The sequence below is a fragment of the Pseudomonas sp. GW823-FHT02E01 genome, from assembly GCF_058797535.1.
The window spans coordinates 122976-138482 of sequence record NZ_JBXAJS010000002.1 but is presented as its reverse complement, the minus strand read 5'-3'; the positions used below and the strand labels follow the sequence as shown (position 1 = coordinate 138482).

Here is a 15507-nt window from a genome sequence, read left to right as displayed (position 1 = left end):
TTTACTCAGGAACTACTTTTACCCATCCCTTCCCCATTCGATCCAGGAGTACATCCATGAGCACTTATGACGTCGTGATACTCGGCGGTGGCCCCGGCGGTTACAACGCGGCGATCCGCGCCGGACAACTGGGTCTGAAAGCTGCCTGCGTGGAAGGACGCGCCACACTCGGCGGCACCTGCCTGAACGTCGGTTGCATGCCATCCAAGGCGTTGCTGCATGCCTCCGAACTGTACGACGCGGCCAAGGGCGCGGAATTCGCCAATCTGGGGATCGAAGTCAAACCCGTGCTCAACCTCAACCAGATGATGAAGCAAAAGGATGAAAGCGTTACCGGGCTGACCAAGGGCATCGAGTTTCTTTTCCGCAAGAACAAGGTCGACTGGATCAGAGGCTGGGGCCACATCGACGGGCCGGGCAAAGTCACGGTGACCGATAGCGCCGGCGGCAAGACCGAACTGAGTGCCAGGGACATCATCATCGCCACCGGTTCCGAGCCTACGCCCCTGCCCGGCGTGGATATCGATAACAAACGCATCCTCGACTCCACCGGTGCTCTGGCGCTGACCGAGGTGCCCAAGCATCTGGTAGTGATCGGCGCCGGCGTGATCGGCCTGGAGCTGGGTTCGGTATGGCGGCGCCTTGGGGCGCAGGTAACGGTGGTCGAGTTTCTCGACCGGATCTGCCCCGGTGTGGACATCGAAGCCGGCAAAACCCTGCAGCGCTCCCTGAGCAAACAAGGCTTGAGTTTCAAATTGAGTTCAAAAGTGACCAGCGCCACCACCTCCGCCACCGGCGTGCAGCTCAGCATCGAGCCTGCCGCAGGCGGTGCCGCCGAATTGCTTGAAGCCGATTACGTGCTGGTGGCCATCGGGCGCCGACCTTATACACAGGGCCTGGGCCTGGAGAACGTCGGCCTCGCCACGGACAAGCGCGGCATGCTCGCCAACAAGGGGCATCGCACCGAAGCCGTCGGGGTCTGGGTGATTGGTGACGTGACCTCCGGCCCCATGCTCGCCCACAAGGCCGAGGACGAAGCCATGGCCTGCGTCGAGCAGATGGTCGGCAAGGCTGGCGAGGTCAATTACAACCTGATCCCCAGTGTGGTCTACACCAAACCGGAGCTGGCCAGCGTCGGCAAAACCGAAGAGCAGCTCAAGGCTGAAGGTCGGGCGTACAAGGTCGGCAAGTTTCCCTTTACCGCCAACAGCCGGGCGAAGATCAACCACGAGACCGAAGGCTTCGCCAAAGTGCTGGCCGATGAACGCACGGACGAAGTCCTCGGCGTGCATCTGGTTGGCCCGAGCGTCAGTGAAATGATTGGCGAGTATTGCGTGGCCATGGAGTTCAGCGCCTCGGCCGAAGACATCGCCCTGACCTGCCACCCACATCCGACCCGTTCAGAGGCCTTGCGCCAGGCGGCGATGAATGTGGAGGGGATGGCGACGCAGATGTAAGACTTGAAGAGTTGCAGTGACTGATTTATCGCCTTCGCGAGCAGGCTCGCTCCCACATGGTTTGCGCTGTACCTGTGGGAGCGAGCTTGCTCGCGATGGCAGGCAACTCGGTCTACAGCGGCAAATGCTCCAGCGGCAACACCCCCGGGGCCTTCACAGTATGAATCGCAAAGTTGCTGCGGATGTCGCTCACCCCCGGCAGCTTCAGCAAACGCCCGGTGAGAAACCGGTCATAGGCACGCAAGTCCGGCACCACTACCTGCAGCAGAAAATCCGACTCACCTGATACCAGAAACGCCGAAATCACCTCCGGCAATGCCGTCACCGCCAGTCGAAAGGCTTCGGCTTGCTCATCGTTATGACGCTCGACCTTGACCCCGACAAACACTGTCAGCCCCAACCCCACTTCGTCGCGATCCAGATTGGCCTGGTAGCCGCGAATCACCCCCGCCTCTTCAAGCATCCGCACCCGGCGCAAGCATGGCGATGCCGACAGGCCGATCTCGTCTGCCAGTTGCACATTGCTCAGGCGGCCATCCCGTTGCAGTGCGGCGAGAATCTTGCGGTCGTAGGCGTCGAGTTTCATGGTTTGGCAGATCCTGATGGTTCAATCTTGATTAAGTGGCAGATTATGCCAATACATGACCCGATAGAAGCTGACAACGCAAGCACCTGCCCCGCCCTTCAGCCCTAGACTGGCACGACCAAATCGACAACGAATGGGGTGCAACATGCAAGGTCTCTGGCTGTTTTTCATGGCACTGGCGGTGGTCTACCTGTTGCCGGGGCCCGACATGATCCTGCTGTTGCAGACCGGTGCCCGCCAAGGCAAAGGCGCCGCGCTGGCCACGGCCGTGGGCCTGGGTATTGCCCGGGGTTGCCATGTGGCATTGGCGGCGCTGGGGCTGGCGGCACTGTTCAAGGCAGCGCCCTGGACGTTCGACGTGGTACGCCTGGCCGGTGCCGCGTACCTGCTGTGGATCGGCATTCAGTGCCTGCGAACCACGATGCTGCCGAGCCTCCCCAGCGCCGACCCAACCGGCGAAAAACCGCGCTGGGGCGCAGCCATCCGACGCGGACTGCTGACCAACCTGCTCAATCCCAAGGCACTGCTGTTCTGCTCGGTGCTGCTGCCGCAATTCATCGACCCACAGTCTGGGCCGGTGCTCGGGCAATTTGCGACCTTGGGCGTGGTGCTGGTTAGTGTCGGGTTGCTGTTCGACAGCGCATACGCCCTGGTCGGCGCCGCACTCGGCCGTTGGCTGCAACGCAGCCCCTCAGCCCAGCGCCTGCAACAATGGTTGTTCGGCAGCCTGTTGATCGGTTTCGCCGTGCGGCTAACCTTTGTGCAACAGGCTTGAACCTCACTGCGCCTTGCGGCGGCGGCGTTTGAACATCAACAGCGCCGCTACCGCGAACACCACTACGCAACCAACCTGTAAAGGCATCTTGTACGGTCGCAAGGCCGAACGCGCAGCGTCGGTCACTTGGGTCACGTAGCGTTTGTCGGCGTTTTCGAAGTCGGGGTACGGGCACTGGTGGCCGAAATCGGCGGCCCATTCCACGTAAGGCCCTTCTTTGACATAACGCTGATATATCGCACTTTGCTCTTCGAGGCTGCTGTTCCACCCCGACGCCTCGCACAGCACCGCCGCAAACGCCTGACTGGTGTGAGGCAAGTTATCCGCCGCCTTGCTCGCCAGCGCGGTGGCCACGAAGCGATAGTGATAACGCTGATCAGGCTGGGCAGCGCTGGCCTGCTGGCGCTTCACTTCGTCCTCGGCCACCAAAGGACCGACCTTGAGTTCGGTGTTTTCGAGAATGTAGTTACCGCCGAACGTGGCGTAATCCGGCGCCATTTCGTAGCCCAGGATGTCCATCCCCCACTCGCGTGCCGTCCAGGCCGCATTGAACAGAGCAGCGGCGCGACGGGTCGGCCACCAGGCTGAATCAGCCGCCAGACGTTGCTCGCCATACAGTTTTGCCTTGTGCCGCAAGCCGTCATTGTCGAAGTACGCCGGCGCTTGCTCGTAATGCCCCTCGCGCAACAGCCGCCGGCCCAGCAGATTGCGCAGACTCGCCGCCACCGGCAAGGGCACATAGTTGTCGCGGTCCTGCTGGCTGAGCGGCGGCGGGGCCGGCACTTGAGTGTCTACGTAGTGCTTGAGTTCTTCGAGGGTCAACACGCGCTCGGCAACGGTGGCGGCGTCGAACCAGTAAATGCTCTGGCTGCGATACAGCTGATCGAAGGCTTGCAGGTAATCCCCGCGTTGCAGGGCCAGGATCGCACTTTCACCCTCGACCCGGCATTTGGGCTGGAGTGTTTCGTAATCGAAGTCCGGTGTGCGGCGCTCGCCCCAGGATTCATTCTGCGGGAAGGCCTGCGCCGCTTTGGCATAGGCTGCGACGGCCGCGCTCTTATCGCCCTCGCGCACCGCCAGTTTTGCCCGCAGCCACCAGGCCAACCCACCATCGCCAGCGTGTTCGAGGAAAGCCTTGGCGCTGGCGTAATCACCCTGTTGATAATTCATCGCCGCCAGGCGGTCGGCGTTTTCGAGACTGCCACGGGTACTGTTTTGCAGCAGCTTGATCATTTTCTGTTCGTTGGGCGGTTGATCACCGAACGACCACCCCAACCGACTGATCAGCGATGCTGTCACCAATTGCTGCACTGGCTGGCCCTTGAGCAACTCGGCCACTTGATCATCCGGCAGCGTCATCAGGTCCGCCATCAACAGCTTCAACGAGGTGTAGCCCACCGCGGAGCCGTGCAGATTCTGCGTGGCGTACAACTCGATGGCGCGGTTCCAGTCGCCAGCGGTGCGCACCACCCGGGCTTCTTCACCGAGGCTCGCGACACCCAGTTCCAGTGGATCACTGAAGCCGTCGATGCTCAGTTGCCGGGTTTGCTCGAAGGCGTCACGGGATTGTTCGAGCAGATCCGGAGCCGCATTGGCTTCGGCGCTCATGGCGAACAACGCTCGACCCAACGAGTAAGCCGCCCAGGTACTGCGCGAGGCCCGTTGCTCTGCGGGCAGGGCCAGCACTTTCTTGAAATACCCGGCGGCCAAGGCAGGATCACCCACGGCAAATGCCACAGCGCCGGCCAGGTACAACCTGAGCTCAGGCGGCAGTTGCGCGCCCTCGCTTTCAACCTGGCGGGCATCGGTCAGGCTGCGCAAGTGTTTCACCAGCACCTGTTGCTCGGCGGAAAGTCCCGCCTGCTCGGCTTGATCGCGCAGCGCTACAGCGTCAGGTACATCCGTGTAGTCAACGCCAGCGGTGACGTTCTTCAACCCGTTGATGGCGTGGCCGAGGCGGCTGATTTCGAAGCTGAAGTTGCCTTCCGGCAGTTCTGCCAGCGACTGGCCTCGGTTATCCAGCAGGCGCATGGGGAAGTCCGGGCCGCAGGCCAATGCCGAACCCAGCGGCAGGCTGAGGCTCAGGCAAAGCAAATGACGCGGCCAGTTACGGGTGAACATTCGAACCTCCTTGATCAATGTGTGCGCAGCGAGCCCAACCAACGGCACGCTGCCCGCCGGCCGGTATTCGGCCATCACGCAGGCGGGTGAAGGTAAGCAGATCCGGACGCTGTTGCAACGCGTAACCGGCCAAGGCATCGGCCCCCTCACAACCGCTGACCGCCAGTGTCAGGCGTTCGGGCCAGGCGCTGTCGAGATTGCCCTGGTTGCTGATGCCGATGTCATAGAGGCCATTGTCGGCCGAGAGTTTCAGTTTCAATTGACTGTCGAGGACATCACCACGCGCCACGGCGAGCAAAGTGGTCAAGCTCCAGGCCCGACGGTCGTTGGCCAATGGCAGGCGAAACCAGATCAGGCCCGCCAGATGTTTCGGTGGATCGGCACGCAACTCGGTGCCGAGGGTGCGCAATGACTGAGGGTCGGCAAGCAATTCCCGACGCAGCCCTTCACGCTCCACCGTCACTTCGCTTTCCACAACGGGCGCGCCACCCGCCGAGGGCAGCAACGCCACGCCATAGGCCGGCAGCGCCAGATAGAACGGTTTCGTCGTGATACGGCTCCAGGCCTTCGCCCATTGCCGGGCCTGATCAGCATCGAACAAGCCACGACGCGGATCGCTCACCGCGTGCACCTGCAACACACTGCTGTCGACTGTGGATAACAGCGCCGGCAGTTCGCGACTGTCGAGCCAGGATGGCAACGCGGTGATGCTCAGTACCAGCGAAGTCGGCAATGCTCCGCGCAACTGCGCGAGAAATTGGCGGTACTCCGGTAGCCGAGCGTTACCGGCATCGTGGTCGATTTCCACGCCGGCGAGGTTAAGCCCATGTCCCTGCCAATCGCCGATCACCTGGCGGATTTGCGCGGTGATCTCATCCTGATCCAGCGCCTTGAGCTGCCCATCCAGGCGAATCACCGCAATCACCGGCCGGCCATCGCGCTTGAGCAGTGACGGGTCAACCCGGGCCCGACTCCAGCCCGCGTTGGGAAAGGCCTGCAAGGCCAGCACCCGCAACGTCGAAAAGTCGGCGCGGCTATCCCTGAGGGCAGCGTCGTGGGCCGGCGTCCACTGCCGTTGCCAGACGTAGAGTTGCTGATCCAGCGGCGGTGCGTCCTGTCTTTCGCAACCGGTGGTGAGCGCCAGCGCCATCAGCAAGACCATCGAGCGAGTGAAAAAAACCATTGAAACGCCTGTTCCTGAAATGCAGAAAGGGCCTGTGCGGTGAATGCCAGTCAGTTAAGCGTTTAAACACCGCAAACCTTGTGGGAGCGAGCTTGCTCGCGATGACGGTTGGACAGTCACACAAGGGGTGCCTGACGGTCCGCTATCGCGAGCAAGCTCGCTCCCACAATGTCCGGGGCTTAACTGACAGGCACTACCCTCTGCGGCCCTTGTTCGTTCTGCCCCTACCCTACTCAGCCATCGACCGGCGGGCAATGTTCGCCTGAAATGATATTCAGATATCGAGTACCAGCGGTTGCGCGCCCTGCGCCGGAATCGCACAGCAAATCAGCACCTGTCCATCATCCGGCACCTCCGCTGGCGGCAGTGGGTAATGCACCTGACCGCTGATCAAGCGCGTTTTGCAGGTGCCGCAGGAGCCGCCGCGACAACTGAATTCCGGGCGCAGGCCACGGCTTTCCGCCAACTCCAGCAAGCTGCCGCCGTCTGGCTGCCAACGCGCCTCCTTGGCCGAACGCTGGAACACCACGGGCACGGACGTGGTGGCGGCTGGCGGTTGTTCGATGACCACCGCATCGGGGTCCGGTCGCCGGCGCAAGGTGGACGGGCCGAAGGTTTCGGCGTGAATCCGCGAATCGCGAATGTCCAACTCGCGCAAGCCGTCGTACAACGCCTGGGTAAAACTCCCGGGACCGCAGACCACAAAATCCGGCTGATCGTAGTCCTCGACTGTCAGCAGATCCTTGAGCAGCGCGACGTCGATCCGTCCACTGAGGTCGAAGTCCTCTCCTTGTATCGCCTCGGCTTCCGGTTGACTGAGCAAACGCACTACCCGCACCGCGTCACCGGCATCCTCGAGCAAGCGATCCAGTTCGCGGCGAAATGGCTGGTCGGCCAGCGTGCGCGAACTCTGGATGAACCATGTGGGCCGGATATGCCGGGTGCGCAACCCTTGGTAAACCACTTCCCGCAGCATCGATAACAGCGGCGTGATGCCGACCCCGGCCGCCAACAACACCAAGGGTCGACGCTCATGGGGCGCCACGGTGAAATGCCCTTGCGGCGCCCGCGCCTCCAGCAGGTCGCCGACACGAATCTGCTCATGCAAATGCGTCGACACCCGTCCGTCACGCTTCACGCTGATGCGGAAAAAATCATCGGACGGTGCGCTCGATAAACTGTACGTGCGGATATGCACATCGCCATCAATGTTGAAGCGCAAAGGCAAATGCTGCCCGGCCTGGAACAGTGGCAACCCCGCTCCGTCGGCGGGCTCCAGGTAAAGCGAGCGAATGTTGTGGCTTTGCGCTTCAATCCGCGTCACCCGCAACGGCCGCCACTGATCGCCCAGGGTCTTGGCCTGCAAACGCGCCTTGGCCTGCTCCCAGGTACCGGTGAGCAAACTGGTGGGTGAAACGCCGTCGAAGCGCCAGCGCAACGACAGGGCAGCCGGACGACGTATCACCTGCTCGACATCGATCGTCCACAGGCGCTCGGCCCCCTGGAACGCCTCGACCTGAGGACCGTCCAGGATGATTTCGGTGCGCCCACTGAGCTGCAGCAAATCACCGGTATTGAAATCGATGAACAACAACCCGGCCCGGGGATTGAGCAGCAGGTTGCCCAAGGTGTTGAAATGCAGGTTGCCGGCGAAATCCGGAATGGTCAGGCGATTGCCTTCCACCTGTACGAAACCGGCCTGACCGCCGCGGTGAGAAACATCCACCGAGCGTTCACCGTCGACGTCCACATAACTGGCAACGAAAAAGGTGTCCGCCTCGGCGATCATGGCTTTGCTCGCGTCATCCAGTTCGCCGAAATGCTGGGCGGCACGGGTCGCAGGATCGGTCAGCGGCACCGAGCGAAACTGGCGCAACTGAATGTACTGCGGGCAATTGCCGAAGGATTGGTCCACCGTCACTGCGAAACCATCCATGGTCATGGCACTGACATGCCCATTGATGCGGTTGCGCCGTCGGGTGTGCAACTCGATGCCCAGCAGTCCGATGGCCGAGCCTTCGCTCAACTGCGCGGGATCATCAAAGGCCGGCAGACTGCGAAATTGCAGCAAGCCAGGTTCTGGCGAATGTGCGAAACCGGGCTGGCCTTCAAGGACACTGGCCCAGGGATGACCGTCGGCATCCACCGCTGCGTACAGCATGAACGGCAATTGTTGATAGAAGGCGCGGTGCTGGTCCGGCATCTCGCTGCGAATCACCTTACGACCGAACGCCTCCATTCGTTCGGCAACGCCCACATGCGCCTGCAATTGTTTCTCGCCGACATGCCAGGGTGAACGGTCCATACGGCTGCTCCCTTGCGCCTGTGGCGCAGAACGGGGCGGCCCGGCAACACCGGGCCACCAGCATCAGGCGGTTTTTTGCAGGCCGGCGACGGTGCGCGGCATGCCGACAAAACCCGGCAAGGCTTCGATGCGGGCCAGCCAGGCACGAATGTTGGTGTACTCGTCCAGCGACACATTGCCCTCAGGCGCATGGGCGATGTAGCTGTAGGCGGCGACGTCGGCAATCGTCGGATCAGTGCCGGCAAGATACGGCGTATCGGCCAATTCGTGATCGATTACCTTGAGTACGGTATGGGCATAGGCAATCACTTCTGCAGCGTTGTAAGGCGCGCCGAACACAGTAATCAATCTTGCCCGGGCAGGGCCGAAGGCAATCGGACCGGCCGCCACCGACAACCAGCGTTGGACCTTGGCGGCCCCTACCGGATCAGCCGGCAGCCAGCGACCGTTGCCGTACTTTTGCGCCAGGTAAACCAGAATCGCGTTGGAATCGGCCAACACCACGCCCTTATCATCAATCACCGGCACCTGACCGAAAGCATTGAGCGCGAGGAACGCCGGTTGCTTGTGTTCGCCTTTGGCGAGGTCAACGAAGATCAATTCGGTCGGCAGTTTCAGCAGGGACAGCATCAACTCGACACGATGAGCGTGGCCGGAACGTGGGAAGTTGTAGAGTTTGATCGCTTGCATGGTCGACACCTCGGGTGAGTGCTGCTGTTCAGGGGAGAGATGGGTCGTATCTTCTACCCTCGACCAAAACAACAGAATCACCAGCAAACGCAATCCATTATTTCACCGGATGAAATAACTCAACGCCTGAGCGCCGGATGCTCGCGCAGCGTGTTCACCGCGAAATCAACAAAACTGCGCACCCGGGCCGGTGCTTTACGTCCGCCCTGATAGACCACATGGATGGGCAACGGCGGCAGTTCGAAGTCCGCCAGAATGATTTCCAGCTCTCCGGCAGCCACCTTGTTCGCGACTTGATAAGACAGCACCCGCGTGAAGCCTAACCCCAAACTGGCCGCCGTGATGGCTGCCTGATTCGCCGTCACCACCAGTCGCGGTTCAGCCCGCACGCTCAAGGTTTCGCCGTCTTCGATGAATGGCCAACTCCGCAACTGGCCTATGGCCGATGTCGCAATGATTGGCGCCTGGGCCAGTTCCCGGGGATGTCGGGGCCGACCATGGCTGGCGAGAAACTGTGGCGAGGCGCAGATCACCCGCCGCACGTCCCCCACGCGGATCGCATGCTGATTGCTGTCAGGGAGTTCGCCAATGCGGATGGCCACATCGACGCCCTCCTCGACCACGCTCACGATCCGGTCCACCAGCAGCGCGTTGATGCAGACCTCGGGGAATTGCGTCAGATAATTCACCATCAACGGCGTGACAAACAGCTCGCCAAACAAGACCGGTGCGGTGATGGTCAGTTGCCCACGGGGATGGATATGGCTGCCCGCTGCCGAGTCCTCGGCTTCCTGCACCTCGGCGAGAATTCTCCGACAATCCTCCAGATATCGCTGACCGGCCTCGCTCAAATAAACGCTGCGCGTCGTACGCGTGAGCAGTTGTGTGCCTATTCGCTTCTCCAGCGCCGCGACCGCTCGGGTGACGCTGGCCGCCGACAGACCCAAACCCCGCGCCGCCGCCGAAAAACCCTGCTCCTTGGCGACAGCAGCGAAGACCTGCATTTCCTGGAAGCGGTCCATGGGACTGTCCTCATTTCAGATAGATAAACCGCAACCGAAGGCCGGAATGTTAAGCGCAAATGTTCAACAACATAGTTGGGCGCCAGACCATCAGGTAAATCAATGGGCTACTGCACTGTAGCGCCTGCACCGTAAAAACCAAGCGTGTCACAAACCTCAAAAAGCGGACCGGGGATTATTGATAATTAATGACGATTATTTTCTTGCGACGGGTGCGACTGTTGGCAATTATTCTGATCAGCCCGCTGCAACGGCAAATGCCCGGTAGAGAAAAAGGAGCCATTTGCTCAGCTTCCAAACCGCTTCAGTCAAGGGCTCGCAGCGGACTCCATCAACTGCAGCAGGATTCCAGCCTGTATAAACAGGCGGAATATACGACTGCTCCTATACTACAAACCACCTGTTACCTATTGGGTTTTTGGTAGGTACCTCATTGAAGTTTTCTCTACTTAAAGTAAGGCGTTATCGGTTTTTAACGCTTTGACGGCTGCCCGTCGATCCTGCTTTATGGATTCACTTAGTAGGGAAGAGTTGAACTTCAACGGCCTGGCTAACCTGTGTGACACAGCAAGGAGTTCGACAATGTTGCGCACTAATATTTCCGCTAGAGCACTGTCCGGTGGTTTGCTCGATGTACTGATTCGCGCCGGGTTGATTACGGTGCTGGTACTGTTCTGCTTCCAGATCTTCCACCCCTTCCTCAACCTGATGCTCTGGGCAATGATTCTGGCCATTACCCTGTATCCACTGCATGCGCTCATCAAGCGCAAGCTGGTCAACAAGGACGGTCGTGCCGCCACCCTGATCGTGGTGGTCGCCCTGGCTTTGCTGATGGTACCGATCTACCTGCTGGGCACCTCGATCAGTGAATCGGTCCAGGGCACCCTGGCGGTCCTCAAGTCCGATACGTTGCAGATTCCGCTCCCCAGCGAAAAAATCGCTTCCCTGCCGCTCATAGGCGAGCCGCTTTATGGCTACTGGATGCAGGCCGCCACCGACATGAGCAGCGTGCTCATGAAGCTGATGCCTTATATCAAGTCCGTCGGCCTGACCTTGTTGGGCAAAATGGCCGATGTTGGCGTGGGCTTTCTGTTGTTCATCGGCGCCCTGATCATTGCCGGCGTGTTCATGGCCTATGGCGAAAACGGCGAAAGAAGCGCCCTGGCCATCACCTCGCGCCTTTCCGGACCAGAGCGTGGGCCACGCATTACCGTGCTCTGCACTGCAACTATCCGCGCGGTCGCCCAGGGCGTAGTGGGCATCGCGTTCATTCAGATGTTGCTGGTCGGCGTGGGTTTCGTGCTAATGGGTGTCCCCGGTGCCGGGCTACTGGCCATGGTGGCGCTGTTGATGGGGATCATGCAATTGCCGGTACTGCTGGTAACCCTTCCGGTGATCGCTTTTGTCTTCGCCACCGAAGGGACCAGCCTGGCCACCGTCGTGTTTGGCATCTACAGCCTGATTGCCGGGATGGCCGACAACGTCCTCAAACCGTTGATGCTGGGTCGTGGCGTCGATGTCCCGATGCCGGTGATTCTGATTGGCGCCCTGGGCGGCATGGTAAGCGGCGGCTTCATCGGTTTGTTCATCGGGCCGGTGGCGCTGGCGGTGGGCTACCAATTGTTCTGGCAATGGGTCCAGGACCAACCGTCTGCCGAGCTAATGAACGAGACACCCGAGATCGAGGCGTTGAACGATCAGCGTCCTGTCTGAGGAGTTTGCGCTTGATGCCACGCCCTGCTCGCATCAGCCGGCTTCTGCTCTGTGGCACCGTCGTCCTGGGGGGCTGTGTACAACTGGGCCCGGATTTCCAGTCGCCGGCCCAGCCCTGGGTCGACCACTGGAACAGCCCGGCCCTGGAGGTCGCCGGCCAACAACACGCGCAACCTGACAGCCGCCAATGGTGGCGCGTGTTCAACGACCCGGTGCTGGACCATTTGATGGCCGAAGCCGATGCCCACAACGCCGACCTGCACCTCGCTGGCCTTCGGGTCATGGAGTCCCGGGCGCAATTGGGTATCGCCCTGAGTGGACGCTACCCGCAATTGCAGCAGGCCAGCGCCGACAGCCTGTACTTGAACCGTCGACAATCGGGCGGCGCCAACCCTCAGGACACGCATTTCTGGCAATACAGCGCCGGTTTCGATATCGGCTGGGAGCTGGATTTCTGGGGGCGTTTCAGCCGTGCCATCGAGTCGGCGGACGCATCCTGGTTTGCCGCCCAGGCCAACTATGAAAATGCCTTGGTGCTGTTGCACGCGCAACTGGCGCAAAACTACTACGCCTTGCGCACCGCCGAGGCGCGCCTGGCCATCGCCCGCAGTAACGCCAAATTGCAAAAACGCAGCTACGAGATCACCGAGCGCCTGTTCAACAGCGGGGCCGAAGCCGAACTTGATCTGCAACAAGCCAAGACCCAGTACCTGGGCACCCTCAGTACCATCCCGGATTTCGAGAGCCAGGTTGCGAGCTTGCGCAATGCGTTGTCCACCCTGATCGGCCAGCCACCCGGCTCGATCCCTGACCTCAATCGCAACACCGGCTTAGTGCCGCTGCTCGATACTGCGATCTTGCAGGATGTGCCGGCCAACCTGCTGGTGCGGCGCCCCGATGTTCGTGCTGCCGAGTTGCAAGTGGCGGCGCAGTCGGCGTTGATCGGTGTGGCCGAGACTGACCTGTACCCCTCCATCAGCCTGCTGGGCAGCATCGTCTGGTCTGCCAGCTCGCTCAGCGGTGCATCCAACACCCTGGACATGGTGGCCGGCCCCAGTTTGCGCTGGGACATCTTCGACCACGGCCGGATCACCAACAACGTCCGCGTGCAGGATGCGCGCTTGCAGCAACTGATCGTTATCTACCAGGACAGCGTGCGCCAGGCGGCACGCGAGGCGGACGACGCCGCGACCGGCTTGATCAAGGCACTGGAGCGCGACCGGATCCTCAGCGATGCATCGGTGGCCGCCGAACGTTCGGTGACCCTGGCCAATGCCCAATACCGCGAAGGCTATTCCGATTTCCAGCGCGTGCTGGATGCCCAGCGGGCTCTGTTTGCCCAACAGGATATCTACCTGGTCAACCGTGGCACCGCGGTCAACAGCCTGATCGCCCTATACAAGGCTCTGGGCGGAGGCTGGTACAGCGACCAGCCGATGATCGACCCGGCCACCCGCAAACAAATGCAAGAACGGACCGATTGGGGCGATCTGCTCGACGAACCGAAGGAAAGTGCCAATGACTGACAGCCAACAACCGGCCGCCGAGAAAGCCCCGACACCTGCCGCCGACCCTGCGAAAAAAGCGATCAACTGGGTGGTGCTGCTGATCATCCTGAGTCTGGTCTGGTACCTGATGGCCGACCGTTACACCCCCTACACGCAACAGGCACGGGTGCAGGCCTTCATTGTACCGGTGGCCGCCGAGGTATCCGGCAGGGTGACCAAGGTGCACGTACGCAACAACCAGGACGTAAAGGCTGGCGAATTGCTGTTTGAAGTCAACCCGGAGCAGTACCAGATTGCCGTCGATCGCGCTCGCGCCGACCTTGAGTCGACCCGTCGCCAGGTGGGCGCCAACACCGCCGGTGTCGACTCCAAGCAAGCATCACTGCGTGCATCCCAGGCCAACGAGCTCAAGGCACGCCAGGACATCCAGCGGCTTGAACGCCTGTACCGCGAAGACCCGGGCACCATCTCGCTGCGACGCCTGGAGATATCCCGCGCCACCCTGGAAGAATCCATCAGCCAGGTCGCCGCGGCCAAGGCCGAAGTGCAACGTGCGCGCGAACAACAGGGCGGTAACGAAGACGAAAACGCCCAGTTGCTCAGCGCCGCCAGCAACCTTGAAAAAGCCGAGCTGGACTTGAGCAATACGAAGGTCCACGCGCGCTCGGCCGGCCTGATTACCGATTTGCGCACCGACGTCGGCCAGTTTGCTTCCGCCGGTGCGCCGGTGATGACCCTGATCGCCATCCACGATGTGTGGATCAGCGCCGACATGACCGAAAACAATCTGGGAAGTGTCCAGCCCGGGACGCCGGTATCCATCGTCCTCGACTCCCTGCCGGGGAGAATTTTCAAAGGCCATGTGCGTAGCGTCGGCTATGGCGTCGATATCGGCCAGACCACCCAGCCGGGCAGCCTGCCGAAAGTGGAGAACAGCCGCGATTGGTTGCGCCCTGCCCAGCGCTTTCCGGTGATCATCGAGTTCGAACCCGGTGAGTTGACCGGCCCGCAAGGCATCCGGTCTGGCGGGCAGGCCGAAGTCATGGCATTTCCGAGTGAAAGTAACCCGCTGAATTTCCTGGGTCGCCTGTTCCTGCGCCTGATGAGCTGGATGTCCTATGCGTATTGAGCGCCCGCCCCGGGTTCAGCGCGCCCTGCGCCTGAGCTTCGGCACGGCGCTGTGCCTGGCGGCGAGCTTTGGTCTGGCCCTGCCCATCCCGTTCCTCTCTCCGATGCTGGCGCTGATGATGCTGGCAGCGATGAACCGACCATTGCCGTTCAAGGCCAGCCTGGGCCTGATCCTGATCCTTATGCTGACCACCGGGACCGGCCTGTTGCTCATTCCCCTGCTGCGTTACTACCCGTTCAGCGGTGTGCTGCTGGTAGGGCTATGCCTGTTCCTGGCCTTCGGTTATGGCTTGCGCGGCGGCAACCCGCTGGTGGCGACGTTTCTGGTGGTGGGCCTGACCTTGATCAGTTCGGCCGGAACCGCTGAATTCGCCCTGGCGCTTGAGGTGATCGTGGCCCTGGTCAAGGGGCTGTTCCTTGCCGTCACCACGCTGACCATAAGCCATTGGCTGTTTCCCGACCCCGCCAGTGCCCCCGCGGCCAAACCCGGCCCGAGCCTTACTCCAACCGAAAGCAGTTGGCTGGCGCTACGTGCCACGCTGGTGGTACTGCCGACTTTCCTGCTGGCCATGATCGACCCGGCCAGCTACCTGCCGATCATCATGAAAGCCGTCAGCCTCGGCCAACAAAGCTGCGCGACCAGTGCCCGCACCGCCGGCCAGGAGTTGCTCGGCTCGACCCTGCTCGGTGGCCTGATGGCAATTCTTTTCTGGTGCGCACTCAGCCTGTTCGTCAACCTGTGGATGTTCTTTCTGTGGATGCTGCTGTTCGGTTTGCTGGTGGCCAGAAAACTCTACGGTGTGGCCATGACTCGACAACCACCGAGTTTCTGGCTCAACAGCCTGGCGACCCTGATCATTCTGCTCGGCCAATCGGTACAGGACAGTGCGGCGGGCAAGGACGTCTACACCGCCTTCGCCATCCGCATGGGCCTGTTCATACTGGTGACCTTGTACGCCTGTGTCATGGTCCATCTGCTGGACATGCGGCGGGAGCGTCGAATTACGACCGCCTAGAAA

12 protein-coding genes are annotated in these 15507 nt (G+C 61.2%); 6 read left to right on the top strand and 6 right to left on the bottom strand.

Annotation, left to right across the window (positions count from 1 at the left end):
* Nucleotides 1–56: 56 nt before the first annotated feature.
* The gene (gene lpdA / locus AC1RDQ_RS04400) at nucleotides 57–1457 is read left to right on the top strand and encodes a dihydrolipoyl dehydrogenase (RefSeq protein WP_057712677.1); all 1401 of its coding nucleotides are present in this window, start codon (nucleotides 57–59) and stop codon (nucleotides 1455–1457) included.
* A gap of 112 nt (nucleotides 1458–1569) precedes the next feature.
* On the opposite strand, the gene AC1RDQ_RS04395 is transcribed toward lpdA, so the two are convergent.
* Nucleotides 1570–2043, bottom strand: a complete 474-nt coding sequence (locus AC1RDQ_RS04395) for an Lrp/AsnC family transcriptional regulator (protein WP_057712676.1) — start codon at nucleotides 2041–2043, stop codon at nucleotides 1570–1572.
* A gap of 145 nt (nucleotides 2044–2188) precedes the next feature.
* Between AC1RDQ_RS04395 and AC1RDQ_RS04390 the strand changes: the two genes are divergently transcribed.
* Nucleotides 2189–2818: a LysE family translocator gene (locus AC1RDQ_RS04390; RefSeq protein ID WP_057712675.1), complete on the top strand. Its 630-nt coding sequence runs from the start codon at nucleotides 2189–2191 to the stop codon at nucleotides 2816–2818.
* Nucleotides 2819–2821: 3 nt separating this feature from the next.
* On the opposite strand, the gene AC1RDQ_RS04385 is transcribed toward AC1RDQ_RS04390, so the two are convergent.
* The 5 genes from AC1RDQ_RS04385 to AC1RDQ_RS04365 form a co-directional block, all read right to left on the bottom strand.
* Nucleotides 2822–4939: a hypothetical protein gene (locus tag AC1RDQ_RS04385; protein WP_492586510.1), complete on the bottom strand. Its 2118-nt coding sequence runs from the start codon at nucleotides 4937–4939 to the stop codon at nucleotides 2822–2824.
* Nucleotides 4926–6122, bottom strand: coding sequence for a DUF3142 domain-containing protein (locus tag AC1RDQ_RS04380; RefSeq protein WP_492586508.1), 1197 nt, complete (start codon nucleotides 6120–6122; stop codon nucleotides 4926–4928). The genes AC1RDQ_RS04385 and AC1RDQ_RS04380 overlap by 14 nt, the downstream gene beginning before the upstream one ends.
* 274 nt (nucleotides 6123–6396) lie before the next feature.
* Nucleotides 6397–8427: a pyridoxamine 5'-phosphate oxidase family protein gene (locus AC1RDQ_RS04375; RefSeq protein ID WP_492586506.1), complete on the bottom strand. Its 2031-nt coding sequence runs from the start codon at nucleotides 8425–8427 to the stop codon at nucleotides 6397–6399.
* Between the two features lie 63 nt (nucleotides 8428–8490).
* Nucleotides 8491–9117 (bottom strand): glutathione S-transferase family protein, encoded by a 627-nt coding sequence (locus AC1RDQ_RS04370; protein ID WP_349735862.1) that lies wholly within the window; start codon nucleotides 9115–9117, stop codon nucleotides 8491–8493.
* 119 nt (nucleotides 9118–9236) lie between these two features.
* On the bottom strand, nucleotides 9237–10139 hold the full coding sequence (locus AC1RDQ_RS04365; protein ID WP_492586504.1) for a LysR family transcriptional regulator: 903 nt from the start codon (nucleotides 10137–10139) through the stop codon (nucleotides 9237–9239).
* A gap of 582 nt (nucleotides 10140–10721) precedes the next feature.
* On the opposite strand from AC1RDQ_RS04365, the gene AC1RDQ_RS04360 reads away from it, so the two are divergent.
* The 4 genes from AC1RDQ_RS04360 to AC1RDQ_RS04345 are packed head-to-tail and all read left to right on the top strand — an operon-like array spanning nucleotide 10722 to nucleotide 15504.
* Entirely contained in the window at nucleotides 10722–11852 is a 1131-nt protein-coding gene (locus tag AC1RDQ_RS04360; RefSeq protein WP_057712669.1) for an AI-2E family transporter, read from the top strand.
* 14 nt (nucleotides 11853–11866) lie between these two features.
* The gene (locus tag AC1RDQ_RS04355) at nucleotides 11867–13378 is read left to right on the top strand and encodes an efflux transporter outer membrane subunit (RefSeq protein WP_057712668.1); all 1512 of its coding nucleotides are present in this window, start codon (nucleotides 11867–11869) and stop codon (nucleotides 13376–13378) included.
* The gene (locus tag AC1RDQ_RS04350; protein ID WP_340312766.1) at nucleotides 13371–14489 is read left to right on the top strand and encodes an HlyD family secretion protein; all 1119 of its coding nucleotides are present in this window, start codon (nucleotides 13371–13373) and stop codon (nucleotides 14487–14489) included. The genes AC1RDQ_RS04355 and AC1RDQ_RS04350 overlap by 8 nt, the downstream gene beginning before the upstream one ends.
* Entirely contained in the window at nucleotides 14479–15504 is a 1026-nt protein-coding gene (locus tag AC1RDQ_RS04345) for a DUF2955 domain-containing protein (RefSeq protein ID WP_057712666.1), read from the top strand. Before AC1RDQ_RS04350 ends, AC1RDQ_RS04345 begins: the two co-directional genes overlap by 11 nt.
* The last annotated feature ends 3 nt before the right edge of the window (nucleotides 15505–15507 follow it).